Annotated in this window: 26 protein-coding genes and 1 pseudogene; 7 read left to right on the top strand and 20 right to left on the bottom strand. The window is 76.1% G+C overall.

The annotated features are described in order from the left end of the window. Positions 1-3: 3 nt before the first annotated feature. From ptsP to H2O74_RS13130, 8 genes are all read right to left on the bottom strand, one after another. Positions 4-1,695 carry a phosphoenolpyruvate--protein phosphotransferase gene (gene ptsP, locus H2O74_RS13095; RefSeq protein ID WP_182111982.1) on the bottom strand — a complete coding sequence of 564 codons (1,692 nt, stop codon included), beginning with the start codon at positions 1,693-1,695 and terminating at the stop codon, positions 4-6. A 47-nt stretch (positions 1,696-1,742) separates the two neighbouring features. Further along, positions 1,743-2,693: a 1-phosphofructokinase gene (pfkB, locus tag H2O74_RS13100; RefSeq protein WP_182111983.1), complete on the bottom strand. Its 951-nt coding sequence runs from the start codon at positions 2,691-2,693 to the stop codon at positions 1,743-1,745. Then, the gene (locus H2O74_RS13105; RefSeq protein ID WP_182111984.1) at positions 2,693-3,151 is read right to left on the bottom strand and encodes a PTS sugar transporter subunit IIA; all 459 of its coding nucleotides are present in this window, start codon (positions 3,149-3,151) and stop codon (positions 2,693-2,695) included. The genes pfkB and H2O74_RS13105 overlap by 1 nt, the downstream gene beginning before the upstream one ends. Next, positions 3,148-4,818, bottom strand: a complete 1,671-nt coding sequence (locus H2O74_RS13110; RefSeq protein WP_182111985.1) for a PTS mannitol transporter subunit IICB — start codon at positions 4,816-4,818, stop codon at positions 3,148-3,150. The genes H2O74_RS13105 and H2O74_RS13110 overlap by 4 nt, the downstream gene beginning before the upstream one ends. Before the next feature lie 144 nt (positions 4,819-4,962). Further along, positions 4,963-6,003, bottom strand: coding sequence for a zinc-dependent dehydrogenase (locus H2O74_RS13115; protein WP_182111986.1), 1,041 nt, complete (start codon positions 6,001-6,003; stop codon positions 4,963-4,965). A 62-nt stretch (positions 6,004-6,065) separates the two neighbouring features. Next, entirely contained in the window at positions 6,066-6,827 is a 762-nt protein-coding gene (locus H2O74_RS13120) for a DeoR/GlpR family DNA-binding transcription regulator (protein ID WP_182111987.1), read from the bottom strand. A gap of 146 nt (positions 6,828-6,973) precedes the next feature. Continuing rightward, positions 6,974-8,098 carry a GuaB3 family IMP dehydrogenase-related protein gene (locus H2O74_RS13125; RefSeq protein ID WP_182111988.1) on the bottom strand — a complete coding sequence of 375 codons (1,125 nt, stop codon included), beginning with the start codon at positions 8,096-8,098 and terminating at the stop codon, positions 6,974-6,976. A 64-nt stretch (positions 8,099-8,162) separates the two neighbouring features. Beyond that, on the bottom strand, positions 8,163-8,711 hold the full coding sequence (locus tag H2O74_RS13130) for a type 1 glutamine amidotransferase domain-containing protein (protein ID WP_182111989.1): 549 nt from the start codon (positions 8,709-8,711) through the stop codon (positions 8,163-8,165). A 162-nt stretch (positions 8,712-8,873) separates the two neighbouring features. On the opposite strand from H2O74_RS13130, the pseudogene H2O74_RS16720 reads away from it, so the two are divergent. Both H2O74_RS16720 and H2O74_RS16725 read left to right on the top strand, forming a co-directional pair. After that, positions 8,874-9,023: pseudogene (locus H2O74_RS16720) on the top strand (DNA polymerase III subunit epsilon); the annotation flags it as partial. A gap of 128 nt (positions 9,024-9,151) precedes the next feature. Continuing rightward, positions 9,152-9,592, top strand: coding sequence for a hypothetical protein (locus H2O74_RS16725; RefSeq protein WP_255491629.1), 441 nt, complete (start codon positions 9,152-9,154; stop codon positions 9,590-9,592). A gap of 37 nt (positions 9,593-9,629) precedes the next feature. Here H2O74_RS16725 and H2O74_RS13140 read toward each other — a convergent pair whose 3' ends face one another. From H2O74_RS13140 to H2O74_RS13155, 4 genes are all read right to left on the bottom strand, one after another. Then, positions 9,630-10,520: an inositol monophosphatase family protein gene (locus tag H2O74_RS13140; RefSeq protein ID WP_182111990.1), complete on the bottom strand. Its 891-nt coding sequence runs from the start codon at positions 10,518-10,520 to the stop codon at positions 9,630-9,632. Continuing rightward, positions 10,517-12,037 carry an IMP dehydrogenase gene (gene guaB, locus H2O74_RS13145; protein ID WP_182111991.1) on the bottom strand — a complete coding sequence of 507 codons (1,521 nt, stop codon included), beginning with the start codon at positions 12,035-12,037 and terminating at the stop codon, positions 10,517-10,519. Before guaB ends, H2O74_RS13140 begins: the two co-directional genes overlap by 4 nt. Positions 12,038-12,110: 73 nt before the next feature. Further along, positions 12,111-12,758, bottom strand: coding sequence for a response regulator transcription factor (locus H2O74_RS13150; protein ID WP_182111992.1), 648 nt, complete (start codon positions 12,756-12,758; stop codon positions 12,111-12,113). Between the two features lie 126 nt (positions 12,759-12,884). Then, positions 12,885-13,880, bottom strand: a complete 996-nt coding sequence (locus tag H2O74_RS13155) for a MerR family transcriptional regulator (RefSeq protein WP_182111993.1) — start codon at positions 13,878-13,880, stop codon at positions 12,885-12,887. A gap of 319 nt (positions 13,881-14,199) precedes the next feature. On the opposite strand from H2O74_RS13155, the gene H2O74_RS13160 reads away from it, so the two are divergent. Beyond that, a complete protein-coding gene (locus tag H2O74_RS13160) occupies positions 14,200-14,490 on the top strand; it encodes a WhiB family transcriptional regulator (RefSeq protein WP_182111994.1) in 291 nt (96 codons plus the stop codon). Between the two features lie 136 nt (positions 14,491-14,626). Here the strand turns inward: H2O74_RS13160 and groES are convergent, their stop codons facing one another. Beyond that, positions 14,627-14,923: a co-chaperone GroES gene (gene groES, locus H2O74_RS13165; protein WP_199422729.1), complete on the bottom strand. Its 297-nt coding sequence runs from the start codon at positions 14,921-14,923 to the stop codon at positions 14,627-14,629. A gap of 231 nt (positions 14,924-15,154) precedes the next feature. Here groES and H2O74_RS13170 point away from each other — a divergent pair, with 231 nt between their 5' ends. The 4 genes from H2O74_RS13170 to H2O74_RS13185 are packed head-to-tail and all read left to right on the top strand — an operon-like array spanning position 15,155 to position 18,470. After that, positions 15,155-16,378 carry an SAM-dependent methyltransferase gene (locus tag H2O74_RS13170; RefSeq protein WP_182111996.1) on the top strand — a complete coding sequence of 408 codons (1,224 nt, stop codon included), beginning with the start codon at positions 15,155-15,157 and terminating at the stop codon, positions 16,376-16,378. Next, positions 16,378-17,514: a glutamate--cysteine ligase gene (locus H2O74_RS13175; RefSeq protein ID WP_182111997.1), complete on the top strand. Its 1,137-nt coding sequence runs from the start codon at positions 16,378-16,380 to the stop codon at positions 17,512-17,514. Before H2O74_RS13170 ends, H2O74_RS13175 begins: the two co-directional genes overlap by 1 nt. Positions 17,515-17,559: 45 nt before the next feature. Next, positions 17,560-17,910: a PadR family transcriptional regulator gene (locus H2O74_RS13180; protein WP_255491630.1), complete on the top strand. Its 351-nt coding sequence runs from the start codon at positions 17,560-17,562 to the stop codon at positions 17,908-17,910. Further along, positions 17,907-18,470 (top strand): hypothetical protein, encoded by a 564-nt coding sequence (locus H2O74_RS13185; RefSeq protein WP_182111998.1) that lies wholly within the window; start codon positions 17,907-17,909, stop codon positions 18,468-18,470. The genes H2O74_RS13180 and H2O74_RS13185 overlap by 4 nt, the downstream gene beginning before the upstream one ends. Before the next feature lie 27 nt (positions 18,471-18,497). Here H2O74_RS13185 and tsaD read toward each other — a convergent pair whose 3' ends face one another. The 7 genes from tsaD to H2O74_RS13220 form a co-directional block, all read right to left on the bottom strand. Continuing rightward, positions 18,498-19,553, bottom strand: coding sequence for a tRNA (adenosine(37)-N6)-threonylcarbamoyltransferase complex transferase subunit TsaD (gene tsaD, locus H2O74_RS13190; RefSeq protein WP_182111999.1), 1,056 nt, complete (start codon positions 19,551-19,553; stop codon positions 18,498-18,500). Continuing rightward, a complete protein-coding gene (gene rimI, locus H2O74_RS13195; protein WP_220457966.1) occupies positions 19,546-20,097 on the bottom strand; it encodes a ribosomal protein S18-alanine N-acetyltransferase in 552 nt (183 codons plus the stop codon). Before rimI ends, tsaD begins: the two co-directional genes overlap by 8 nt. Next, positions 20,094-20,807 carry a tRNA (adenosine(37)-N6)-threonylcarbamoyltransferase complex dimerization subunit type 1 TsaB gene (gene tsaB, locus H2O74_RS13200; protein WP_182112000.1) on the bottom strand — a complete coding sequence of 238 codons (714 nt, stop codon included), beginning with the start codon at positions 20,805-20,807 and terminating at the stop codon, positions 20,094-20,096. Before tsaB ends, rimI begins: the two co-directional genes overlap by 4 nt. Before the next feature lie 13 nt (positions 20,808-20,820). Next, positions 20,821-21,345, bottom strand: a complete 525-nt coding sequence (gene tsaE / locus H2O74_RS13205; protein WP_182112001.1) for a tRNA (adenosine(37)-N6)-threonylcarbamoyltransferase complex ATPase subunit type 1 TsaE — start codon at positions 21,343-21,345, stop codon at positions 20,821-20,823. Beyond that, positions 21,342-22,592, bottom strand: a complete 1,251-nt coding sequence (gene alr, locus H2O74_RS13210; protein ID WP_255491631.1) for an alanine racemase — start codon at positions 22,590-22,592, stop codon at positions 21,342-21,344. The genes tsaE and alr overlap by 4 nt, the downstream gene beginning before the upstream one ends. Before the next feature lie 150 nt (positions 22,593-22,742). Continuing rightward, a complete protein-coding gene (locus tag H2O74_RS13215; RefSeq protein WP_182112002.1) occupies positions 22,743-23,459 on the bottom strand; it encodes a nucleoside/nucleotide kinase family protein in 717 nt (238 codons plus the stop codon). After that, the gene (locus H2O74_RS13220; RefSeq protein WP_255491632.1) at positions 23,456-25,048 is read right to left on the bottom strand and encodes a bifunctional ADP-dependent NAD(P)H-hydrate dehydratase/NAD(P)H-hydrate epimerase; all 1,593 of its coding nucleotides are present in this window, start codon (positions 25,046-25,048) and stop codon (positions 23,456-23,458) included. The genes H2O74_RS13215 and H2O74_RS13220 overlap by 4 nt, the downstream gene beginning before the upstream one ends. Between the last annotated feature and the right edge of the window lie 53 nt (positions 25,049-25,101).

Genomic DNA, 25,101 nt, shown 5'->3' on the forward strand with positions numbered 1-25,101 from the left:
AGGCTAGGCGAGGGCGAGGACCTCGCGGACCTCGGGATCCACGAGCGCGAGCGCCGCCGCGCGCGCGTCGACGGCGGTGCGCGCCGCCCGCGCCGCCGCCGCGACCTCACGGCACCGCTCCAGGTCGTGCCGCGACAGCGCGAACCGGACGCCTGGCACCGCGGCGGGCGACATGGACAACGAGGTCACGCCCATGCCGACCAGGGCGAGGGCCATCGCCGGGTCCGACGCGGACTCGCCGCACACGCCCACGGGCTTGCCCGCCTCGACGCCGGCCGTCGCCACGGACGCGACGAGGTCCAGGACCGCCGGCTGCCAGGGGTCGAGCAGGTCCCCGAGCTCGCCGAGCAGGCGGTCGGTGGCCATCGTGTACTGCGCCAGGTCGTTGGTGCCGAGCGAGACGAAGTCGACCTCGGCGAGCAGGTCGCGCGCGCGCAGGGCGGCCGAGGGGACCTCGACCATGACGCCGACCGTCGCGACACCCTCCTCGCGCGCGATCGCCGCGAACTGCGCCGCCTCCTCCACCGTGGCGACCATGGGCGCCATGACCCACGGCTCACCGCCCGTCTCCGCGGCCGCGCGGGCGATCGCCCGCAGCTGCGTCCGCAGCAGGTCCTCGGCGGTCCGCACGAGGCGGTAGCCGCGCACGCCGAGGGCCGGGTTCTCCTCGCCCGGCCGGGTGACGAACGCCAGCGGCTTGTCCGCCCCCGCGTCGAGCGTGCGGACGACGACCTTGCGCCCGCCGAGCGCCGTCAGCGCGCGGGCGTACGTCGCGGCCTGCTCGTCCTCGGTGGGCGCGCTGGTCCGCCCGAGGAACAGGACCTCGGTCCGGAACAGGCCGACGCCCTCGACGCCCTCGCCCACCCGCTCGGCGTCCTCGGCGGTGCCGATGTTCGCGAGCAGCCCGACGGCGTGCCCGTCGCGCGTCGCGCCCGGGCCGGTCGCCTCCGCGAGCGCCGCGAGTGCCCGCCCGCGCACGCGGGCACGCTCGACGACGTCCTCGTCCGGGTCGGGCGTCACGGTCCCCGCCGCCGCGTCGACGGCGACGACGCGCCCCGCCTCGAGCGCCGACGCGCCGGTGACCTGCACGACGCACGGGATGCCCAGCTGGCCCGCGATGATCGCGGTGTGCCCCGTCGGGCCGCCCTGCTCGATGACGATGCCGAGCACCTTGTCGAGGTCCAGGGCGGCGGTGTCCGCGGGCGAGAGGTCCAGCGCGACGACGACGGACGGCTCGTCCAGGGGCGGGACGCCCGGCTCCGGCCGGCCCTGGAGGCGCGCGACGACGCGGTCACGGACGCTCACGAGGTCGGTGACGCGCTCCGCGAAGTAGCCGCCGAGCGCGCTGAAGGTGGTGACGAACTCCCCGACCGCGCGGTCGACGGCGACGTCGGGCGCGCTGCCCTCCTCGACGCGCCGGCGCGCGCCGGCCCGCAGCTCCGGGTCGTTCGCCATCATCGCCGTCGCACCGAGCACCTCGGCGATCGTGCCCCCGGCGGCGTCGGCGCGCTCCTGCAGCGCCGCGGCGACGGCCGTGAACGCCTCGTCGACCGCCGCCAGCGCCGCGGGCACGTCGGAGGGCGGCGGCGCGTCCGTGTCGACGCCGGGCGCGGGGTGCGCGCGCGCGACGGGGCCGACGACGGCGCCGCGTCCGACGCCGAAGCCGTGCAGGACGCCGGTCGTGGAGGAGCTCATGGCACCCATCCTCGCACCGGCTCCGCCACCCTCGGGCGCCACCGGCGTCACAGCTCCTTGAGCGCGAGGTCGGGGTCCGGCTCCTCGACGACGCGCACGTCCGCGAGGCGGATGTCCGCGGGGTCGGGCACCGCGGTGCCCGGCAGGAGGACGGCGGCCCGGCCCCACGCCACGGCGGTCGCCAGCCGCCGCGCCGGTGCGGCACCGGCGGCCGCGAGGAAGCCCGCCAGCGTGACGTCACCCGCGCCGACGGTCGAGGCCGGGACGAGCGCCGGACCGCCGGCCCAGGCGACCCGCTCCGCGTCGACGAGCAGCGCCCCGTGGGGGCCCAGGCTCACCAGGACCTGGCGCGTGCCGCGCGCCACGAGCTCGCGCGCCGCGTCGACCACGTCGCCGACGACGACGAGGTCGCGCCCCACGAGCTCGCCCAGCTCCTCGTCGTTGGGCTTGACGACGTCCAGGCCCCCCGCCGCGACCGCGGCCGCGAGCGGGGCGCCGGACGAGTCGAGCGCGCAGGGCACGCCGTGCCGGCCCGCGAGCGCGGCGAGCCGGACGAAGAAGTCGTCTGCGGCGCCCGCCGGCAGGCTCCCGGCACCGACGACGCCGCCCGCCCCGGCCGCGATCTCCCGGGAGACCGCGGCCAGGAGCGCGGCGACGTCGTCGGTCCCGAGCGGCGGCCCGGGGGCGTTGACCTTGGTCGTGGCGCCGGTGCGCTCGACCAGGGTGATGTTGGAGCGCGTCTCCCCCGAGACCGTCACCGCGCGCGCGGGCACGCCCTGCTCCGCCAGCAGGGCGACGAGCAGGTCGCCGTCACCCCCTCCGGCCGGCAGCACGGCACGCGTGGCGTGCCCCTGCGCGACCAGCGCCCGCGAGACGTTGATGCCCTTGCCGCCCGCGTGGACGTGCGTCGCGTGCGCCCGGTTGACCTCCCCGACCGCGAGCGCGTCGAGCTCGAGCGTCCGGTCCACGCTCGGGTTGGGGGTGACGGTGACGATCATCAGGCCTCGTTCACCTGCTCCAGGATCTCGTAGAGCGCCGCCGCGGACGGCGCGTCCAGCACGCGCTGCACCTGGTCGGTGTCCGCGAAGACGAGCGCGATCTTCGACAGTATCGCGAGGTGCTCGTCGCCGACGCCCGCGATCCCGACGACGACGCGGACGGGGTTGCCGTCCCAGTCGACGGGCTCGTCGTAGCGCACCAGGCTCAGCGCCGAGCGCCGGATGGCCCCCTTGGCCTCGTCGGTCCCGTGCGGGATGGCGAGGTGGTTGCCCATGTACGTCGAGATCGAGCGCTCGCGCTCGAGCATCGCGTCGACGTACGAGGCGTCGACGGCGCCGGAGCGGACCAGCCGCTCCCCCGCGTCGCGGATCGCGTCCACCTTGGAGCCCGCCACGGCGCCGACGACGACGTCGTGCGGCGCCAGGACGCCGTACCCGCCGCCCAGGCCCGCGCTCATGCCGGCGCCGCCTCGGTGCCGGCGGCCCGGACCTCGCGCACGACGTCGTCGTACACGGGGCTGGAGAGGAAGTTGTCCACCGAGACGTGGCGCGCGCTCGGTGCGTGCCGCCTGGCCCGGTCGGTGAGCTCGCGCTGGGTGATCACGAGGTCGACGTCGTCCTCGAGGCGCGCGACCGCGGTGTTGACCACCGTGACGTCGGTGCGGCCCGCCTTCTTGAGCTTGTCGCGCAGGATGCTCGCGCCCATCGCGGACGACCCCATGCCGGCGTCGCACGCGAAGACGATCGAGCGGATCGGCGTCGCGGCGCCGTTCGTGGTCACGGCGTCGTTCGTGGTCACGTCGTTCGTGGTCACGGCGTCGTTCGTGGTCACGGCGCCGTCGGCGGCCTGCCCGGTCCCCGCGGGGGACGCGGCACCCGCGCCGGCGAGCGCCCCGAGCGCCGCGCTGCTCCGGCCCTTGTTCGACTCGGTCTGCGCGATCGCCGCGCCGAGGTCGCCCCCGCCCGTCTCCAGGTCGCGCTTGCGCGAGGCCCGCAGGATCACCGCGGCGATGAGGAACGTCACCGTGAACGACAGGACCACCGAGAGGATCACGCCGACGAACGCACCCCGGGGGGTCGCCGCCAGGACGGCGATGATCGACCCGGGCGCCGCCGGGCCACGCAGCCCGGTGCCGAGCACCATGTTCGTCGCGACGCCCGTCGCGCCGCCCGCGATCGCCGCGAGGATCAGCGCCGGCTTCATGAGCACGAACGGGAAGTAGACCTCGTGGATGCCGCCGAGGAACTGGACGACGGCGGCGCCGGGCGCCGAGCTCTTCGCGGCCCCGACCCCGAAGAAGGTGAAGGCCAGCAGGATGCCCAGGCCGGGCCCGGGGTTCGACTCGACGAGGTACAGCAGGGACTGGCCCTCGGCGACCGTCTGCTGCGCGCCGAGCGGCACGAGGACGCCGTTGCCGATCGCGTTGTTGAGGAACAGCACCTTGGCCGGCTCGACGATGATGCTCATGACCGGCAGCAGGTTGTTGTCCGCGAGCCAGCCGACGACCGACTCGAGGAACCTCGACAGGGAGCTGACGATCGGCGCGATCCCGAAGAAGGCGAGCACGGCGAGCGCGGCGCCGACGATGCCGGCCGCGAACATGTCGACCAGCATCTCGAAGCCGGCCTTGATCTTCCCTGCCCAGAGCGCGTCGACCTTCTTGATCACCCAGGCGGCGGCCGGCCCGACGATCATGGCGCCCAGGAACATCGGCACGGCGCTGCCGACGATCATGCCCAGGGCGGCGATCGACGCGACGACGGCGCCGCGGTCCCCGTAGACCACGCGGCCGCCCGCGTTGGCGATGAGCAGCGGCAGCAGGTAGGTGATCATCGGCCCGACCAGGCCGACGTACTGCTGGAACGTGGTGCCGTCCTCGGCCTGCGCGAGGGCGGTGGCGGCCCCCTGCCAGCCGATGACGTCGGCGTTGCCGTAGCCGCCGAGGATCGGGTTGGGCGTCCAGCCCACGGCGATGAACAGCGAGGTGATGAGCCCCCAGGCCAGGAAGGCCGGGAGGTTGGGCATGATCATGCTGCTGAGGAACGCCCCCAGCCTCTGCACGCGGACCTGGGCAGCCTTGCCCCGGCTCACGGTGCGGGGGGCCTCGGCCGTCGTTGCGGACATGGGCGACTCACACTCCCTTCGTGGTGGTGCGCGTCCCGGCAGGGCCCGGGGTGGCGGTGATCGTCATCGACCTGCTCCTTCGCTGCCGGCGCGGCGCACCGCCCCGGGTCCCACCCACCGCCGGCCGCCAGGCGGCCGGCGTCGTCACGGCTCGATCGTGACCTTGATGCCGGCGCCCGTGCGGACGACGTCGATGCCCTCGGCGACCCGGTCGAGCGGCAGCCGGTGCGTGATGAGGTCGGCGACCGGCACGCTGCCGTCGGCGATGTGCGCGAGCGCCCGGCGGTTGTGCTCGGGGCTCGAGCCGTTGGCCCCGACGATGGTGAGCTCCTTGTAGTGCACGAGGTTCGAGTCGAGCGTGATGGTCGGCCGGTCCTTGGGCAGCCCGCCGAAGAAGCTCACGCGCCCCTGCGGGGCGAGCATCTGCAGCGCCTGCTCCTGCGCCGCGCCCGACGCGGCGGCCGTGATGACGACCGTCGCACCGCGGCCGTCGGTGAGGTGGCGCACGGCCTCCACGGGGTCGGTGTCCGAGGCGCAGATCGCCGCGTCCGGCCGCACGACGGCGGCCGCCAGGTCGAGGCGCTCGCGGCTCAGCTCGACGAGCAGCACGCGCGCCGCCCCGCGGGCCCGGGCGAGGCGGACGTGCAGGCAGCCGATCGGGCCGGAGCCGACGACGACCACGACGTCTCCCTTGCGCACGTCGGCGATCTCCTGCGCGTTGATCGCGCACGCGAACGGCTCGGCGACGCTGGCCTCGGCGAAGGAGACGTTGTCCGGGATGCGGTTGAGGCCGTCCACGGCGAGGACTTCGCGCGGCACGATCATGTACGGCGCGAAACCGCCGTCGAAGTCGTAGCCCATGGAGACCTGGTTCGGGCAGATCGTCATCGCGCCCGCCCGGCAGTAGTCGCAGCGGCCGCACGGGATCGCCGCGATGACCTGGACCCGGTCCCCCGGTGCCCAGGCGTCGACGCCCTCGCCGACCTCGACGATCTCGCCCGCTATCTCGTGACCCATGACGCGCGGCGGGACGATGCGCTGGTGCCCCGAGGTGGAGATCTTCACATCGGTGCCGCACATCGAGCACGCCCGGACCCGGATCTTGACCTCACCCGGCGCCGTCGTGGGCTCGGGCGCGTCCTCCAGGCGCACGTCGCCGGGGGCGTAGAAGCGGAAGACGTCCATCTCTCTCCTTCGTCGGACGCCGCCGGGCGACGTCGTGGGTGGCGCCGGTGGGGCGCCGTCGCTCATGCGCGGACCACCCGCGGTCCCGCCGCCTCGATCTCCTCGGCCAGGTCGGGCTCGAGCTCCGAGTCCGTGATGACGGTGTCCACCACCGACAGCGGCGCGACCTGCGCAAAGTCGGCCCGCCCGACCTTGGTGTGGTCGGCGAGCACCACCGTGCGGCGCGCGGCGGCGACGAGGGCGCGCTTGACGCCGGCCTCCGCGAGGTCCGGGGTCGTGAGCCCGCGCTCCACCGTGAGCCCGTTCGTCCCGAGGAAGGCCACGTCCGCGTAGACGTCGGCCATCGCGCGCTCGGCCCACGGGCCGACGGCGGCCAGCGTCCGGCCGCGCACGGTGCCGCCCAGCAGGTGCAGCGTGATGCTGGGGCGCGACGCGAGGACCATCGCGACCGGCAGGGCGTGCGTCACCACGGTGAGCTCCCGGTCCGTCGGGAGCATCTCGGCCAGGCGGATCGTCGTCGTGCCGGCGTCGAGGACGATGGCGCCGCCGTCGGGGAGCTCGTCGAGCGCCGCCTTGGCGATGCGCTCCTTCTGCCCCGCCATGCGGCCCTCGCGGTCGGCGACCGCCGGCTCGATGCCGAGCCGCTCGACCGGGATCGCCCCGCCGTGGACGCGGCGCAGGACCCCGCGGCGCTCGAGCGTGGTCAGGTCGCGGCGCACCGTCTCGGGCGTGACGTCGAGCTGCTCGGCGAGGTCCTTGACCTCGACGCGGCCGTCGAGGCGCGCCCGGACGAGGATCTCCTGCTGCCGCTCCGTCGCGTACACGCCCTGGCCTCTCGCCCGTTCGGGTGTTGATATGGCTTTGTCTACTTCCGTTTCAGTCCGGCGTCAACCCTCGCCCGCCGCCGAGAACGACAGAGCGCCGCGCCCCCGTGGGGGCGCGGCGCTCTGTCGGTGGTGCGTCGGGCGTCTCAGTGCGGCTGGTACGGCGAGACGACGACCTCGACCCGCTGGAACTCCTTGAGGTCCGAGTAGCCGGTGGTGGCCAGCGCGCGACGCAGGGCACCGACCAGGTTCAGGGTGCCGTCCGCCTGCTTGCCCGGGCCGAAGAGGATCTCCTGCAGCGTCCCGGCGGTGCCCACGCCGACGCGCTCGCCGCGCGGGAGCTCCGGGTGGTGCGCCTCGGGGCCCCAGTGCCAGCCCCGGCCCGGCGCCTCGGCGGCGCGCGCCAGCGCCGCGCCGAGCATCACGGCGTCCGCGCCGCACGCGACGGCCTTGACGAGGTCGCCCGCGCGTCCGACGCCGCCGTCGGCGATCACGTGCACGTACCGGCCCCCCGACTCGTCGAGGTAGTCCCGGCGCGCCGCGGCGACGTCGGCCACCGCGGTCGCCATGGGCGCGTGGATGCCGAGCGACGTCCGCGTGGTGTGGGCGGCACCGCCGCCGAAGCCGACGAGGACGCCCGCCGCGCCGGTGCGCATGAGGTGCAGCGCCGCCGTGTAGGTGGACGCACCGCCGACGATGACCGGGACGTCGAGCTCGTAGATGAAGCGCTTGAGGTTGAGCGGCTCGGCCCGGCTGGACACGTGCTCGGCGGAGACCGTGGTGCCCCGGATGACGAAGAGGTCGACGCCCGCGTCGACCACGTGCTTCCAGTACTGCTGGGTCCGCTGCGGCGACAGCGCGCCCGCGACCGTCACGCCGGCGCTGCGCACCTCCTGGAGCCGCTGGGTGATGAGCTCCGGGATGATCGGCGCCGCGTAGATCTCCTGCATCCGCGCGGTCGCGGCGGACGCGTCGAGCGTCCCGATCTCCTCGAGGAACGGCGTCGGGTCCTCGTAGCGCGTCCACAGGCCCTCGAGGTCGAGGACGCCCAGGCCGCCGTGACGGCCGAGCGCGACGGCGGTCTCGGGGCTCATCACCGAGTCCATCGGGGCCGCGACGACCGGCAGGTCGAAGTGGTAGGCGTCGATCTGCCAGCCGACCGACACCTCCTCCGGGTCGCGCGTCCTGCGCGAGGGCACGACGGCGACGTCGTCGAAGGAGTAGGCGCGGCGCCCGCGCTTGCCGCGGCCGATCTCGATCTCGTTGCTCACGGCCCCAGGTTACCGGCGGGCGGGGGCCGGACGCCCCGGCGCCCGCCCTGCGGTCGGTCCGGGCTCACTCGAAGAGCGCGAGCAGCTCCCGGTTGAAGGCCGGCAGGTCGTCCGGGGTGCGCGACGTCACGAGCGGGAACCGCTCGCGGCACACCACGGCCTCGCCGTCGGTCCACGTGCCGCCCGCGTTGCGGACGTCCGTGCGCAGGCTCGGGTAGGAGGTCAGGGTCTTGCCCTCGACGACGCCGGCCTCGACCAGCGCCCAGGGCCCGTGGCAGATGGCGGCGATGGGCTTGCCCGCCTCCGCCACGGCCTTGACCAGGGCGATCGCGTCGGCCTCCAGGCGCAGGGAGTCCGCGTTGACGGTCCCGCCGGGCAGCACGAGGCCGTCCAGGTCGTCCACGCCGACGTCGGCGACGGTCCGGTCGACCGGGTAGGTGCCGCCGGGCTCGAGGTCGTTGTTCACGGCCGTGACCTCGCCCGCCTCCGGCGCCACGAGCACGGGCGTGCCGCCGTGCTCCTGCACGGCCTTCCACGGCTCGGTGAGCTCGGGCTCCTCGACGCCCTTGGTGCTGGTGAGGAACACGATCGTCTTGCCGGTGAGGTGGCTCATGCTCGTCCTCTCGTCCGTGGGGATGGGGTCACGACGAGCCTGCGGCACCGCCGCGCACCCCGCACCTCGGGCGCCCGTGCGGCGCGCGTGACGTGCGGGCGCCCGGCGCGCCTGCCCCGCGGGTGTCGGCGCCGGCTGCGAGGCTGGCCGCAGGAGGTGCGGATGAGCTGGACGCAGGCCCCCGTCGTCGGGTTCGACACGGAGACCACCGGCGTCGACGTCGGTGAGGACCGGATCGTCACGGCGGCGGTGGTGCGCCGCGAGGGACGCTCGACCTCGGTGACCACCTGGCTCGTCGACCCCGGCGTGCCGATCCCACCGGACGCCACCGCGGTCCACGGGATCACGAGCGAGCACGCACGGCGCCACGGCCGGCCCCCGGACCGGCGCTCGAGGAGATCGCCGGCGAGCTGGCCGACGCGCTCTCCCACGGCGAGCCGGTGGTCGCGTTCAACGCGTCGTTCGACCTGTCCCTGCTCGACGCCGAGCTGCGTCGTCACGGCCTCGCGTCGCTGGGCGAGCGCCTCGGCCGGGACGTGCGCGTCGTCCTCGACCCGCTCGTGCTCGACCGGCACCTCGACCGCGCACGGGAGGGCGCGCGGCGCCTGGGCACGCTGTGCGACCACTACGCGGTGCGGCCCGTGGGCGCGCTGCACACGGCCGACGTCGACGTCGCGGCCACGATCGGCGTGCTCGACGCGCTGGCGCGCGCGTTCCCGGCCATCGGGACGATGGCGCTCGACGACCTCCACGACCTCCAGGTCGACGCGCACCGCGCCTGGGCGCAGGGCTACAACGCGCGCCCACCCGAACCGGGTCGCGAGCGCCGGACCGCGGACCTGTCCTGGCCGCTGCGCCGCGCCCGCCCGCTCGCGGCGTGACGGGACGCCGGGGACACACCCCGGCGGCGGCGCACCCCTAGCGTGCGGCCGGCTCCTCGCCCGCGGGGAGCACGGGACGCAGCGCCGCGACCACGGCGTCGGCCACCTCCGCCGACGACGCCACGACCAGCCCGACGCCGTCGTCGCCCGGGCGGTAGTCCGAGCCGTCCGGTCGGCGGCTCACGCCGCCCGCCTCGCGCACCAGCACGGCGCCCGCGGCGTGGTCCCACGGGTTGGTGCGCCAGTAGAAGGCGAAGTCCGCCTCGCCCGCGAGGATCCGTCCGTACGCCGCGCCGGACCACAGCCGGTCGCTCGTCGCCGCCCCGGGCCCGAGCGCCGCGATGCCCGCCTCGACGCGCGCGAGCACGCCGTCGGGCAGCTCCGCGGGACCGCGCGGCAGGAACTTCGTCGCCGCGGCGCCGCGCAGGGCGTGGAGGTCGGCGTCGGCCGCGGTGAGGCGCCGGCCGTCGAGCCAGGTGCCGCCGCCCCGCACCGCCACGTACGTGCGTCCCTGCTCGGGCAGGCAGATCCAGCCGGCGACGGACTCCCCGCCGGCGACGAGGGCCACCATCACGGCGTAGTCGGGCGCGCCGTCGACGAACGCCTGCGTCCCGTCGATGGGGTCGAGCACCCAGACGCGGTCCGCGTCCGCGACGACGTCGAGCAGGGCGGGGTCCGCCGCGACGGCCTCCTCCCCGACCACCGGCACGCCGGGCGTCAGCCGGGTGAGTCCCTCGGCGAGTGCCACCTCGGCCGCGACGTCGACGACCGTCACGAGGTCGCCGGGGCCCTTCTCGCTGACGTCGCCCCTGGCGAGGTCCCGGAAGCGGGGCCGCACGACCGTGCGGGCGACCTCCTCGACAAGGGCGGTGACGGCCTCGACCGGGATGCCGGCGAGCGGGTCGGTGCGGGATCCGGTCGCCGTCATCGGGACGAGTAGTTGGGGGCCTCGGAGATCATCTGGACGTCGTGCGGGTGCGACTCCTTGAGCCCCGCGGGCGTGATCCGGACGAACCGACCGCGGGCCTGGAGCTCGGGCACCGTGCGGGCGCCGACGTAGAACATCGACTGGTGCAGCCCGCCGACGAGCTGGTGCGCGACCGCGGCGAGCGGGCCCCGGTACGGCACCTGGCCCTCGATGCCCTCGGTGATGATCTCGTCGTCGGACAGGTCGCCCTGGAAGTAGCGGTCCTTGGAGTACGAGCGCCGGTCGCCCCGCGACTGCATCGCGCCGAGCGACGCCATGCCGCGGTACCGCTTGAACTGCTTGCCGTTGACGAACACGAGGTCGCCGGGGCTCTCGTCGCAGCCCGCGAGGAGGCCGCCCAGCATGACGGTGTCCGCGCCGGCGACGAGCGCCTTGGCGATGTCGCCGGAGTACTGCAGGCCCCCGTCGCCGATCACCGGGACCCCCGCGGGCTTGCACGCCTGGGCCGCCTCGTAGATCGCGGTGACCTGCGGCACGCCGACGCCGGCGACCACGCGTGTGGTGCAGATCGAGCCCGGCCCGACGCCGACCTTGACGGCGTCCACGCCCGCGTCGACGAGCGCCTGCGCGCCGGCCCGCGTCGCGATGTTGCCGCCGATCACCTGGACGTGGCGGGTGCCCGGGTCGGACTTGATGCGGCGCACCATGTCGAGCATGAGGCGCGCGTGGCCGTTCGCGGTGTCGACGACGAGCACGTCCACGCCGGCCTCGACGAGCGCGGTGACGCGGTCCCAGGCGTCGCCGAAGAACCCGACCGCCGCGCCGACCACGAGCCGGCCCTCGCCGTCCTTGGTGGCCAGCGGGTACTGCTCGGACTTCACGAAGTCCTTGACGGTGATGAGGCCCTGGAGCGCGCCGTCCTCGTCGACCAGGGGCAGCTTCTCGACCTTGTGCTTGGCCAGGAGCGCCGCCGCGTCCGCGCGCGAGATGCCGACCGGGCCGGTGACCAGCGGCATCGGCGTCATCACCTCGCGCACGCGCAGCGTCGTGAAGTCGCCGGGCGCCACGAAGCGCAGGTCGCGGTTGGTGATGATGCCGAGCAGGCGCTGCTGCTCGTCGACGACCGGGAGGCCGCTGACGCGGTACTTGCCGCACAGGGCGTCGAGCTCGGCGAGCGTGGCCTCCGGGCCGACCGTCACGGGGTCCGTCACCATGCCGGACTCGGAGCGCTTGACGAGGTCCACCTGGTGCGCCTGGTCCGCGATGGACAGGTTGCGGTGGAGCACGCCCACGCCGCCCTGCCGCGCCATGGCGATCGCCATGCGCGCCTCGGTCACGGTGTCCATGGCGGCGGAGACGAGCGGGACGGCGACGCTGAGCTCGCGCGTCAGCCGCGAGGTCGTGTCGACCTCGCTCGGGATCACGTCCGTCTCGCCGGGCAGCAGGAGGACGTCGTCGTACGTCAGGCCGATGAAGCCGAAGGGGTCCGGGTGCGCTGGCGAGGTCTCCGTGTCCACCTCTCGATGGTAGGCGCCGCGCCGCGCGGCCGGGGCGGGCGTCCACGCACCGTCGGCCCGGGTCGGGCCGGGCTCAGCGGATGAGGCCCCGGCGCAGGCCGATGGCGACCGCCTGCGCACGGTCGGACGCGCCGAGCTTGCGGAAGAGCCGGCGCGCGTGGGTCTTGACGGTGTCCTCGGACAGGAAGAGCTCCCCGCCGATCTGCGCGTTGGACCGGCCGTGGCTCATGCCCGCCAGCACCTCGAGCTCGCGCTTCGTGAGCTCGACGGCGGGGCCGGGGGCGGCGTCGCCGTCGGCACGCGGCGCGGGCGCCTGCTCCGTGCGCTGCGCGTGCCCGGCCTGCTGGGGCACGTGGGCCGATGTGAGGCTGTGGGCGGCGACGGCGACGAGCTCGCTGCGGTCCACGTCGGGCGCGAGGTAGCCGCGGGCGCCGAGCGCGATCGCCCGGTCGAGGGTGATCTCGTCGCCCGGGACGGCGAGCATGATGACGACGGGCGTGGCCCCGACGGCGCGCAGGCGCCGCATGGCCTCGATCGGACCGGCACCGGGCAGGTGTGCGTCCAGCAGCACGAGGGCGGGCGACGAGCGCCGCGCCAGGGCGACGAGCTCCTCCGCGGTGGCCGCGCCGCGGGCGGGCGCGAGCGCCGGCACCCCGTGGGCTGCGGAGACGATCCGGTCGCGCACGGCGGACGAGCCGTGGCACACGACGATGCCTGCCATCGTCCTCCTTCCGGTCCGCGTGCGGCACCCGAGGGGCCGTGGCGACGGTGCGACGGCGAGGTGCCGCGCCAGGACCTCATCGACCGGCGGGGGCCCGGACGTTAGCCCTGCGCCCGGGTGAACCGTTCAGCCGACGACCGCGAGCACCTCGTGGAGCGCGCCGGTCAGGGTGCGCACCCGGTGCACCGGCACCCCCGTCGACGGCTCGAAGGCGGCGGCGCCCTCGCGCTGCACGAAGATCGGGAGCCCGGGACGCGCGGCGTCGACCGCACGGACGAGGCGGTCCGCGCGCTCGGCCGCCTCGTCGTCCGGCCCCACGTGCAGCAGGACCGCCGCGGGCGCCAGGCGCTCCACGGCCGTCGCCATCGCAGCCTCCCCGCCGGCGGACAGCACGCGCGCCCGCACCCCGCTGGCCTGCAGCGCCGTGGCCAGGCAGTGCGCGAGCAGGTCGGCCCCGCCGGCGGTCGGCACCACCAGGACCGCCGGCCGCGGACGGTCCGGCGTGCCGGTCGCGCCGGAGGCCGAGCCCTGCCGGGCGGTCGCGACGGCGGCCCGGCTGCGGAGCTCGGCGAAGGCCGCCGCCTCCAGCACGGGCGCCGCGCTCTCGCCGGGACGCTCGAGGACGGCGCGCTCGGCGAGCAGCTGGAGCGCCGGCGCCACGAGCTCGGACCACCAGGCGATGACGTCCCGGGCGTGCACCCGCGCGAGCATCCACCGCACGGCGGCGTTGTCGAAGTGGCCGGCCGCGGCGACCAGGCCGGCGGGGTCGGGCGCCATCGGGACCGCGTCGGAGTAGGCGTCGAGGACCTCGGCGGTCGTGGGGCCGGTCGGCGCGGTCGCCGGGGCCTCGTCGCTCTCCAGGGCCGCGCGTGCCGCCTCCGAGGGCGCGACGCCCTCCAGCGTGAGGCGGCGCATGACGAGCAGCCGCGACAGGTCGTGCGCGGAGTACCTGCGGTGCGCCCCGGCCATGTGCTCCGAGGGTCCGAGGCCGTAGCGGCGGTCCCACGTGCGCAGCGTCGCGGGGGCCACGCCGAGGCGGCGGGCGACGGCGGCCACGGTGAGCGAGGGCCCTGACGCGGCCGTCCCCTGCTCCTGGCTCGGCTCGCCCTGGGGACCGGTCATGACGCCAGCACCTCCGCCCGTGTCCTCGTCGCGACGGTTCGCGTCATGACCATGACGCGATTGTGCCCAACTCCTGACACGGTACGCCACCCGGCCCGCCGGACCGGCGGGACCGAACGCGTCGCGCCCCCCGGGAATCGCTCCACCGGCGCACCGGCCTGCGCGGTCTTGCCGCAGGCGCGCCCCGCCGCCGAACAAGTTCGACCAAGGGGGTTGACCAACTTCTGACGCGGTTCTAGGTTGGGCGCATCGCCGACGCGATGACCGCCACTGGGTCTGTGCCCGCAGCGGCTCAACCCGAGAACTACTGGAGGACCCGATGACGGAGATCTCGCGCCTGCCCGGCCCGGTCATGGACCTGTGGGAGTGGCAGTACGAGGGCAAGTGCCGCGACGCGGACCCGACCCTCTTCTTCCACCCCGAGGGCGAGCGAGGTTCCGCACGGCGCCGCCGCGCCGAGGCCGCCAAGGCCGTGTGCGCCACGTGCCCCGTGATGCAGACGTGCCGCGAGCACTCGCTGGCCGTCCGCGAGCCGTACGGCGTGTGGGGCGGGCTCTCCGAGGAGGAGCGCGCCGCCGTGCTCGCGAACCGGCTCCGCAAGGCCGGCTGAGCGTTCCCGGCCGGTCCGAGCCGTCGTCGGCGTACGGCTCGGCACCGGCAGGCAGACACACGACGAAGCCCCGCACCAGCTGGTGCGGGGCTTCGTCGTGCGTGCTGCGCGCGCGGTGATCAGCGCGCGGCCGACGTCACTTGACGACGACGGCCAGGATGTCGCGAGCCGAGAGGATGAGGTACTCCTCGCCCGAGTACTTGACCTCGGTGCCGCCGTACTTGCTGTAGATCACGGTGTCGCCGACAGCGACGTCCAGCGGCACGCGCTGGCCGTTGTCGTCGACGCGGCCCGGACCCACCGCGAGGACCTCGCCCTCCTGGGGCTTCTCCTTCGCGGTGTCCGGGATGACCAGACCGGAGGCCGTCGTCTGCTCTGCCTCGAGCGTACGGACGACGACGCGGTCCTCGAGCGGCTTGATGGAGACCGACACAGCGGACCTCCCCTTCGCATTCGTGGGAACGGATCGGTTCATGGCCGCGGGCCCCAGGGCTGCCCGTCGTCGCGGGTGCCGGACAACCCCTCAGGTCCCGGTGCGGCTGGCACCCTCCGAGGAGGACTGCCAAGGGGAATCTATGCGCGGCGTTAGCACTCGGTCAACACGAGTGCCAACGCGGGTCGGCCGACGCGGCCGCGGGGCGGGCGGCGTGCCAGGATCGGCGACGTGGACGAACGCTCGCTCTCGCTGCTGCTCAGCCCGGACGGGTGGGCGCTGCTCGGCGCGCTGCCCCCGTACGACGAGCGGCTGGCCATGGTCCTGTCCGAGCGGCTCGCCAAGGAGGGCGTCGACCCCGTGCTGGTGGCCGCCGCGCTGACCCAGTCGCGGCTGCGTGCGAAGGGCCGGGAGAAGTTCGGCGACTTCGCGGCCGGCATGCTCTTCACGCCCGCGGGCCTCGAGCAGGCGACGCGGCTGACCGTCGGCGCCCGCCACGCCCAGCGGTTCACGTCGGCCGGGTGCACCCGGGTCGCCGACCTGACGTGCGGCATCGGCGGCGACGCGATGGCGTTCTCCGCGCTCGGCCTGGGCGTGCTGGCGGCCGAGGTCGACGAGCTCACCGCCGCCGTGGCCACGGTGAACCTGCGCCACTTCCCCGAGGCCGAGGTCAGGCACGTCGACGGGCTCACGCTCGACCTCGCGCCCGGCGGCGCGGACGGGGTCGACGGGGTGTTCGCGGACCCGGCGCGCCGCACGGCCGCCGGCCGCAGGCGTCACGACCCCGCGGCCTACACGCCGCCGCTCGACGACGTCCTGGAGCTGCGGCGCCGCGCGCCCGCCCTGGGCGTGAAGGTCGGTCCCGCGATCCCGCACACGGCCGTCCCCGACGACGCGGAGGCGCAGTGGGTCTCGGTCGACGGCGACGTCGTCGAGGCCGGTCTGTGGTTCGGCCCGCTCGCCCCGGACGGCCCCGGCCGCACGGCGCTCGTCCTGCGCGGGGAGTCCGCCGCGACGCTCCGGGCGCCGGCCGACGGCGTCCCGGGGGCCGACGTCGGGCCGCCGGGCGCGTACCTCTACGAGCCCGACGGCGCCGTGATCCGCTCCGGCCTCGTCTCTCTGGTCGCGGAGGGGGTGCGCGGGCGCCTGCTCGACCCCACCATTGCCTACGTGACCTCGGACCACCTGGCCCCGGCCTCCCCCACCGACTCGCCCGACGTGCGCGCACTGAGCACCGCGTACCGCGTGCTCGACGTCATGCCGTTCGGGCTCAAGCGGCTGCGCACGGCCCTGCGCGAGCGCGGCGTCGGGCGCCTGACCATCAAGAAGCGGGGCACCGCCGTGGTGCCCGAGCAGCTGCGCAAGCAGCTCGACCTCAAGGGCGACGCCGAGGCCACGATCGTGCTGACCCGCGTGAACGGGTCGCAGCAGGTGCTCCTCGTGGAGCCGGTCTGATGGAGATCCCGTTCGCCCGGTCCGAGCGGTCGACCCTCGGGGTCGAGTGGGAGCTCGCGCTGGTGGACGCGGACTCGGGCGACCTGCGCCAGGTGGCGCAGACGGTGCTCGACGCGGTGGCGCCGCCCGACGGCGGCGAGCACCCGACGATCCGCCAGGAGCTGCTGCTCAACACCGTCGAGATCGCCACGCGCGTGTGCCGGACCGTCGCCGAGGCCGGCCGTGACCTCGAGGCGAGCATCGAGGAGATCCGCGCCGTGACGGACCCGCTGCGGGTCGAGCTCATGTGCGCGGGCACGCACCCGTTCGCGCGCTGGGCCCAGCAGAAGGTCACCGACAAGCAGCGCTACGCGACCCTCATCGACCGGACGCAGTGGTGGGGCCGCCAGATGCTCATCTACGGCGTCCACGTGCACGTGGGCATCGAGGACCGCGACAAGGTCCTGCCGATCCTGCGCGCGGTGCTCACGTACTTCCCGCACCTGCAGTCGCTGTCGGCGTCGTCCCCGTTCTGGGGCGGCAAGGACACGGGCTACGCGTCCAACCGCGCGCTGATGTTCCAGCAGCTGCCGACGGCGGGCCTGCCGTTCCAGTTCGACCGTTGGGAGCAGCTCGAGGGCTACGCGCACGACATGCTGCACACGGGCGTGATCGACCAGATCGACGAGATCCGGTGGGACGTGCGCCCCTCGCCGCGCTTCGGCACGCTCGAGGTCCGCGTCTGCGACGGCGCCTCGAACCTCGCCGAGGTGATGGCGTTCGCCGCCGTCATCCACTGCCTCGTGGAGCACTTCTCGACGATGCTCGACGAGGGCAAGGAGCTGCCGACCCTGCCGCCCTGGTTCGCGCAGGAGAACAAGTGGCGCTCCGCGCGCTACGGCATGGACGCGATCATCATCCTCGACGCGCACGGCGAGGAGGAGCTGGTCACGGACGCGGTCGAGCGCATGCTCGTCGACCTCGAGCCCGTCGCGGAGCGCCTGCGGTGCACGGCCGAGCTCGACGGCGTCCGCACGATCCTGCGCAAGGGCGCGTCCTACCAGCGCCAGCGCGCCGTCGCGCGCCGGCACGGCGGCGACCTCGACCCGGTCGTGGCGGCGCTGGTCGAGGAGATGCGGGCGGGCGCGCCACTCTGAGCCGGCTAGTTGGCAATGCCGAGTAGTAGGTATAGCCTCTGAGGCGTGACGCCGGCCGCGCGGGACCCCCAGCTCCTCAAGGGCGTGCTGCCCATGCTCGTGCTCCTCTTGCTCACCGAGCAGGAGTCGTACGGCTACGAGCTGGTCACCCGGCTGCAGGCGGACGGGCTCACCGACATCGCCACCGGCACCGTGTACCCGGTGCTCACGCGCCTCGAGCGGGACGGCCTCATCGCCTCGCGCCTCGTCGCGTCCTCGTCCGGTCCCGCGCGCAAGTACTACCGGCCGACGGCGCCGGGCGCCGAGCACCTCGCCGATTCCGTGCGCGGTTGGTCGGACCTCACCCGCACCGTCCGCACCGTCCTCGACCGCACCACCACCCAGGAGCCGACATGACGACCACGACCGGCGCCCCGGCGCCCGAGGGCGACCCCGGCCAGGCGGCCGCACCGCCGGCACGCCTGAGCGTCCGCGACCGCCTCCGGCGCGAGTGGTACCTGGCGCGCCTCTCGTGGCACCTGCAGGACTACCCGCGGCGCCAGGGCAAGCAGGTCCAGCGCGACCTGCGCGCGGAGCTCACGCACGCAGCGGCCGACGTCGGCATGGCGCGCGCCGTGCGCGACCTCGGCCACCCGCTGGTCCTGGCCGAGAGCTACACGTCCGAGCTCGGCCGCCCGCTGCCCCGCTGGAACTCGGGCGCCGTCGCGGCCACGCTCGCCGTGGGCATGATGGTCTACCTGGGCGGCGCGTACGCCATCGGGACGCTCGACACCCTCGAGGCCCTCGGCGGCGGCACCGTGACGCGCTACCCCTTCGGCGCCCCGACGGTCTTCGTCGCCACGCAGGACGAGTTCTCCGTGACCCAGACGCCGTCGGCACCCGGCGCGGCGGTGCTCGTCGCGGTCGGCGCGGTCGCGTTCCTGCTCGGCTCGCGCGTGTGGCGGGCGTGGGGCTGAGGCCGCCGGCGGGACCGGACGGACCGCTCAGACCGTGACCTGCGTGAGCGGCATCGACGAGTCGACCGGCAGGTCCAGCGGGCTGGGCCGCACCCCGCGACGGACCACCGCGGCCCCGAGCGCCGCGATCATGGCCCCGTTGTCCGTGCAGTAGCGGATCGGCGGGATGCGCAGCGTGATGCCGGCCTCCGCGCAGCGCTGGGCCGCCAGCTCGCGCAGCTGCGAGTTGGCGGAGAACCCGCCGCCGACGACGAGCGTGTCGACCCCGTGCCGCCGGCACGCCGCGATCGTCTTCGCCGTGAGCACGTCGGCGACCGCTGCCGCGAACGACGCGGCGACGTCGTTCAGCGGGATCTCCTGCCCGGCGTCCCGGCGCGCCTCGACCCAGCGCGCGACGGCCGTCTTCAGCCCCGAGAAGGAGAAGTCGTCCGCGTGCCGGGCCTGGTCCTTGGCTGCCGTGAGCCCGCGCGGGAAGCGGATCGCCGTCGGGTCGCCCTCGCGCGCGAGGCGGTCGATGTGCGGCCCGCCCGGGTAGGGCAGCCCCAGCAGGCGCCCCACCTTGTCGAAGGCCTCCCCCGCGGCGTCGTCGAGCGTGTGCCCGAGCTCGGTGACGTCGGTCGCGACGTCGTCGACGAGCAGGAGCGAGGAGTGCCCGCCCGAGACGACGAGCGCCATGACGCGCTCCGGGAAGGCGCCGTGGACGAGCTCGTCGACGGCCGCGTGCCCGATGACGTGGTTGACGCCGTAGAGGGGCACGTCGAGCCCGACGGCGAGGGCCTTGGCGGCGGCGGCGCCCACGGTGAGCGGGCCGACGAGCCCGGGCCCCGCCGTGACGGCGATCGCGTCCACCTGCCCGAGGTCGACGTCGGCCCGCTCGAGCGCGGTGCGCAGCGTGGGCACCATCGCCTCGAGGTGGGCGCGGGACGCGATCTCCGGGATGATCCCGCCGAAGCGCGCGTGCTCGTCCATCGAGCTCGCGACGACGTCGGTGAGCAGCTCGCTGCCCTGGTCGGTGACCCGCACGAGCGCGACGCCCGTCTCGTCGCAGGAGGTCTCGATGCCGAGGACGAGCGCGTCAGACATGGTGTCCAGGGTAGGCGTCGCCGGCCGCGTCCCCGGCCACGGGCCCGGAGCCGGGCGCCGGCGCGGGAGCCAGCTCGAGCCGCATCGTGAAGGCGTCGACGTCCTCGGGCTGGTAGTACCGGCGACGGCGTCCGAGCACCTCGAACCCCGCGGCCCGGTAGAGCGCGAGCGCGGGCTCGTTGTCGACGCGCACCTCGAGGAGCACGGCCTGCGCCCCGAGCTCGCGGGCGCGGCCGACGAGCGCCGCGAGCAGCGCCGCGCCGAGCCCGCGGCGCTGCGCCGCCGGCACGACGCCGAGCGTCATCACCTGGGCCACGTCGCCGTCGAACCACAGGCCCGCGTACGCGGCCAGCACGGGCGCACCGTCCGGGCCGGCGACGTCGACGCCGACGTACCAGCGCCCGTCGGCCGCGAGCTCCTCGCGCAGCATCCCCACCGACCACGCCGAGGGGCCGAACAGCTCGCGCTCGATCTCGGCCAGGCGGGGGACGTCCGCGGCGACGAGCCGGCGCAGGTCGCCGGGAGCGTGCGGCGCAGCGCTCACCCGGTGACCCGCTTGCGGGCGGCGGCCGGCATGACGTCGGGCCGGCGCAGGTAGAGCGGCTCGGTGGGCAGGGGCTCGCCGGTGGTCAGGCCCGCGAGGCCACCGCGCCGCGCGAGGGCGAGGCGCGCCAGGACGGCCGCATCCACGCCGTCGACGAGGGGCGCGTCGCCCGCGGAGGGCAGGGGGTGCACCGCGAGGCCGGGGCCGACGACGACACCCCCACGCGCCGCGAGCGTCGCGGCCAGGTCGTCGGGCCGCACGACGGCGGGTCCGTCCACCGGGACGACGTCGCCCCGGGCCTCGCCGTCACCGGCGCGGCGGTACCGCGCCGTGTACAGCTCGCGGCGTCGCGCGTCCGTGACGACGACGACCTCGGCGTCGCCCGGGGCGCCCGCCTCCCACGCCTGGACGGCGAGGGCGTCCAGCGAGCACACCCCGTGGACGGGGACGCCGAGCGCGAAGGCCAGCGTGCGGGCGGTCACGAGCCCCGCGCGCAGGCCCGTGAAGGGCGCGGGGCCGGTCCCGGCGACCACGGCGCCGAGCGCGCGCCGGTCGACACCGGCCTCGGCGAGCGCCGCCACGACGAGCGGCGCGAGGAGCTCGGCGTGCCGGCGCTGCTCGGCGACGCGGCGGGCGGCGAGCGTCAGGCCGTCGTCGTCGACGACGGCGACCGCGATGTCGGCGGAGGTGTCCAGGGCGAGGAGGGGCACGACGTCGATCCTCTCAGCCCGGCAGCACCACGTCGGCCCACCGTGGGCCGACGGCGCGCACCGTGACGGTGCGCGCGCCGGACTCGGCGGCGTCCAGCAGGGCGTCGTCGGCGGCCTGCCCCGACGCACCGCCCACGTCGCCGTGGGGGCGCTGGATCGTCACCTCGAGGCGGTCCTCGGAGAGGACCTCGGCCAGCCCCTCGCCCCACTCGACGACCGTCACGGACTCCTCCAGCCCGGCGTCGAGGTCGAGGGCGTCGAGCTCCTCGAGCGAGCCGAGGCGGTAGGCGTCGACGTGGACCAGCGCGGGCCCGTCGGCGAGCGACGGGTGCACCCGCGCGATGATGAACGTGGGCGACGCCACCTGCCCGCGCACGCCGAGCCCCGTGCCGATCCCCTGCGTGAACGTCGTCTTGCCCGCGCCGAGCGGACCCGTGAGGACCACCAGGTCACCCGCGCGCAGCACGCCCGCGAGCGCCCGGCCGTAGGCGCGGGTCGCCTCGGCGTCCGGGAGCGTCACCGTGGTCGTCGCGCTCATGCCCGCACCTCCGTGCTGCCCGCCTGCTCCGCGGCCGGCGCGGCGGCCTCCTCGTCGGCCGGCTCCCCGGCCTGCTCCCCGGCCCCGTCGCCGCCGACGTAGGTGCGCGGAACCCGCGCCCCCAGACGCGTGACCACCTCGTAGGAGATGGTGTCGGCGGCCGCGGCCCAGTCCTCGGCCGTGGGCTCGCCGTCGTGCCCGGAGCCGAACAGCACCACCGTGTCCCCCGCGCGCTCGGTCGCACCCGGGCCCAGGTCGAGCACGAACTGGTCCATGCACACGCGTCCGGCGACCCCGAGGCGCCGGCCGCCGACCTGCACGGGTCCGCCCCAGCGGTCAGCACCGCCCGAGGCGTGGCGCGGCACGCCGTCCCCGTAGCCGAGCGGGACCACGCCCAGCACCGTCTCGCGCGGCGTGACGTAGGCGTGCGCGTAGGACACCCCCTGCCCGGCGGGCACGGTCTTGGTGAGCACGAGCCGCGCCTCGAGCCGCATCGCGGGCGTCAGCCCGTAGTCGGCCGGCGTGCCGAGCTGCGGCGCGGGCGAGAGCCCGAAGACCGCGAGCCCGGGCCGCACGAGGTCGAAGTGCATGGCGGGGTTGGTCAGCGTCGCGGCGGAGTTGGCGAGGTGCCGCACCTCCAGGCGCGCCCCGCGCCGCTCCGCGAGCGCCACGGCGTCGGCGAAGACCGCGGCCTGCGCGAGCACGGTCGGGTGATCCGGCGCGTCCGCCCATGCCAGGTGCGACCACACCCCCACGACGTCGACCACGCCCTCGGCCTGGGCGGCGAGCGCGGCGTCCAGGAGCGCGTCGAGGTCGCGCGGCATGACGCCGCCGCGGCCCAGGCCGGTGTCGACCTTGAGGTGCACGCGCGCGGTCCGGCCGGTGGCCCGCGCGGCGGCGGCCACCTCGTCCAGGGCCCACAGCGCCGGGACGGACACGTCGAGATCGGCGGTGACGGCGAGGTCCAGCGGCGCGCCGGGCGCATACAGCCAGGTCAGCGTCCGCGCGGTGACGCCGGCGGCGCGCAGCGCCAGCGCCTCATCGAGCTGCGCGACGCCCAGCCACGTCGCGCCGCCGGCGAGCGCGGCGCGCGCCGAGGGGACGAGCCCGTGCCCGTACGCGTCCGCCTTGACCACGGCCATGACCTGCGCGCCCGGGGCGCGCCCCCGCAGCGCCTCGACGTTCGACCGCACGGCGGCGAGGTCGACGACGGCTCGGGCGGGGAAGGCGCTCACGTCGGTCGGCACCCCCCAAGTCTGGCACCGCCCACGGCCACCCCCACGCCGCCCCCACAGGCCGCCGCCGAGCACCCCCAGCCCGTCCCTCCGCCGCCGAGCACGTCCGTTCCCACCGAGCACGTCCGGTGTGGCGGACGTCGTCGGTGGGAACGGACGTGGTCACGGGCGCGGGGGCACCGGCCGCCAGGTGCCGTCGGGGTCGGGGCGCAGCCACAGGTCCGCCCGGTGACGGGTCCGGGCCACCAGGCGGGCGTTGGCCTCGTCCGGTCCCGTCGCCCACGCGCGGGCGGCCGCCGGCGGCTTGCCGAAGGCGACGTGACGCGCGACGAGCCGCTCCAGCCGCACGTCGTCGTCGACGTCGACGCACCACGTCTCGTCGAGCAGCGCGGCGACGCCGGCCCACGGCCCCTCGTCGTGGAGCAGGTAGTTGCCCTCGACGACGACGAGCGGCACGTCCGGCGGCACGGCGATCGCGCCGGCCACGGGCTCCTCGAGCCTGCGGTCGAACGTCGGGGCGTAGACGACCTCGCCGGTCCCGTCCGTCGCTCCGGTGGCCGGCGCTCCCCCGACCCGCCCGGCCCGCAGCCGGAGCAGCAGCGCCACGAGGCCCGCGGCGTCGAAGGTGTCGGGCGCACCCTTGCGGTCCGCGCGGCCGAGCCGCTCGAGCTCCGCCTGCGCGAGGTGGAAGCCGTCCATCGGCACCAGGACGGCCCGGGTCGGGCCCAGGCCGGCCACGACGGCGGCGGCCAGCGTGGACTTCCCCGCGCCGGGCGGCCCGACGATCCCGAGGAGGCGCCGCGGTCCGGACGCGAGCGCCCGCGCACGCTCCAGCAGCCCGACGTCGAGCGAGGCCGCGGCGCCCGGCCCATCGCTCACGCCGGGTCCCGCAGGAGCGCGGCGACGGTGCGCGGGAGCGCCGCCGCGACGGCGCTCGCCGTCACCGGGCCGCCGGGCGCGGCCTCGTGCGCCGCCCGGCCGTGGGTCAGCGCCGCCAGCGCCGCGAGCTCGCCGGCGAGCGCGCCGTCGTCGGCGACGTCCCCGGCGCGTCCGGCGAGCACCGCGCCGAGCACGCCCGCGAGCACGTCCCCGGCCCCGGCGGTCGCGAGCCACGAGGGCGCGTCGGCCTGCGCCAGCACCCCGCCGGGCCCGACGACGACCGTCACCGCGCCCTTGAGCAGCACCGTCGCCCCCGTGGCGTCGTGGGCGGCACGCGCCCACCGCAGCGGCTCGGCCTCGACCGCGGCGCGCTCGACCGGGGCGCCGACCGCAGACAGCAGGCGCGCGAGCTCCCCGGCGTGCGGGGTGAGGATCACGTGGGGCCCGAGGTCCGCCGCGGCGACGGCCGCGAGCGCCCCGGCGTCGACCACGGCCGGGACGCGGTCGGCGGCGGCGCGCTCGAGCGCCTCGCGCACGCGGCCGGACTGCTCGTCGCCGTCGGCCGTGCCGGGGCCCAGGACCCAGGCCTGCACCCGTCCCTCCCCCACCACGACCTCGGGGTGCGCGGCCACGACGGCGCGCCCGACCGCCTCCGGGCCGACGTAGCGCACCATGCCGCACCCGGCGCCGAGCGCGCCCGCGACGGTCAGCACCGCCGCGCCCGGGTACGCGGCCGTGCCGGCGACGACGCCCACGACGCCGCGGGCGTACTTGTCGCCCGCGGCGCGCGGGACGGGCCACAGCCGCCGGACGTCGTGCGGCTCGAGCGTGCGGACCGCCGGCCGGGCCTCGGCGCGGGCCAGCTCCGGGCGCAGCCCGGGCAGGTCGACGACGGTCAGCTCACCGGCCCGCAGGCGCGCGGGCGGCAGCAGGAGGCCGGGCTTGGCGACGCCGAAGGTCACGGTCCGGTCGGCGGGGAGCACGGGACCGGGCACGGTGCCGTCGTCCACGCCGGTGCCGCTCGGCACGTCCACGGCGACGACGACGGGGCGCGCGCTCCCCGGCGCGGAGCCGGCGTCCCCGTCGGCGTCCGCCGCGGCGAGCAGCTCCGTGAGCAGCGCGACCACGCGCGCCGCCGGCTCGCGCAGCGGCCCGCGCCCACCGATCCCCACCAGGGCGTCGAGCACGACGTCGGCCGCGAACGCCTCGGCGAGGGCGTCGCCGAGCCAGGTGGTGGCGCTCGGCCCGGCGGGGTCGGCCACCAGGACCAGCACGCGTCCGCCCGCCGCGCGCAGGGCCTCGAGGCCGCCGGCATGGACGGCCGGGGCCGCGGTCACGGCCGTGACGCGGACGCCGTGGGGCGCGAGGAGCGCGAGGGCGTGCAGCGCGTCGCCGCCGTTGTTGCCGGAGCCGACCAGCGCGACGACGCCCGCGCCGGCCACCCTGCCCCGGACCCGCCGCAGCTCCTGGCGGACGGCGCGGGCGAGCGCCGTGGCGGCGTGGTGCATCAGCCCCCCGGCGTAACCGCGCTCGCGGGCCAGCAGGGGCGCCTCGGCGGCGCGCACGTCGGCGGAGGCATAGGCGTCCATGGGCACCATCCTGCCCACGATCCCGCTCGCGTAAACTCGCCGCGAGGCCATGG

The organism is Actinotalea sp. JY-7876, assembly GCF_014042015.1.
GTDB lineage: Bacteria > Actinomycetota > Actinomycetes > Actinomycetales > Cellulomonadaceae > Actinotalea.

Excerpts from the sequence above, each read along its gene's own strand:
- ptsP (WP_182111982.1), bottom strand. The coding sequence starts at position 1,695 with ATGAGCTCCTCCACGACCGGCGTCCTGCACGGCTTCGGCGTCGGACGC.
- pfkB (WP_182111983.1), bottom strand. The coding sequence starts at position 2,693 with ATGATCGTCACCGTCACCCCCAACCCGAGCGTGGACCGGACGCTCGAG.
- H2O74_RS13105 (WP_182111984.1), bottom strand. The coding sequence starts at position 3,151 with ATGAGCGCGGGCCTGGGCGGCGGGTACGGCGTCCTGGCGCCGCACGAC.
- H2O74_RS13110 (WP_182111985.1), bottom strand. The coding sequence starts at position 4,818 with ATGTCCGCAACGACGGCCGAGGCCCCCCGCACCGTGAGCCGGGGCAAG.
- H2O74_RS13115 (WP_182111986.1), bottom strand. The coding sequence starts at position 6,003 with ATGGACGTCTTCCGCTTCTACGCCCCCGGCGACGTGCGCCTGGAGGAC.
- H2O74_RS13130 (WP_182111989.1), bottom strand. The coding sequence starts at position 8,711 with ATGAGCCACCTCACCGGCAAGACGATCGTGTTCCTCACCAGCACCAAG.
- H2O74_RS13140 (WP_182111990.1), bottom strand. The coding sequence starts at position 10,520 with ATGACGGCGACCGGATCCCGCACCGACCCGCTCGCCGGCATCCCGGTC.
- H2O74_RS13150 (WP_182111992.1), bottom strand. The coding sequence starts at position 12,758 with ATGGCAGGCATCGTCGTGTGCCACGGCTCGTCCGCCGTGCGCGACCGG.
- H2O74_RS13155 (WP_182111993.1), bottom strand. The coding sequence starts at position 13,880 with ATGACCGGTCCCCAGGGCGAGCCGAGCCAGGAGCAGGGGACGGCCGCG.
- H2O74_RS13160 (WP_182111994.1), top strand. The coding sequence starts at position 14,200 with ATGACGGAGATCTCGCGCCTGCCCGGCCCGGTCATGGACCTGTGGGAG.
- H2O74_RS13175 (WP_182111997.1), top strand. The coding sequence starts at position 16,378 with ATGGAGATCCCGTTCGCCCGGTCCGAGCGGTCGACCCTCGGGGTCGAG.
- H2O74_RS13185 (WP_182111998.1), top strand. The coding sequence starts at position 17,907 with ATGACGACCACGACCGGCGCCCCGGCGCCCGAGGGCGACCCCGGCCAG.
- tsaD (WP_182111999.1), bottom strand. The coding sequence starts at position 19,553 with ATGTCTGACGCGCTCGTCCTCGGCATCGAGACCTCCTGCGACGAGACG.
- tsaE (WP_182112001.1), bottom strand. The coding sequence starts at position 21,345 with ATGAGCGCGACGACCACGGTGACGCTCCCGGACGCCGAGGCGACCCGC.
- H2O74_RS13220 (WP_255491632.1), bottom strand. The coding sequence starts at position 25,048 with ATGGACGCCTATGCCTCCGCCGACGTGCGCGCCGCCGAGGCGCCCCTG.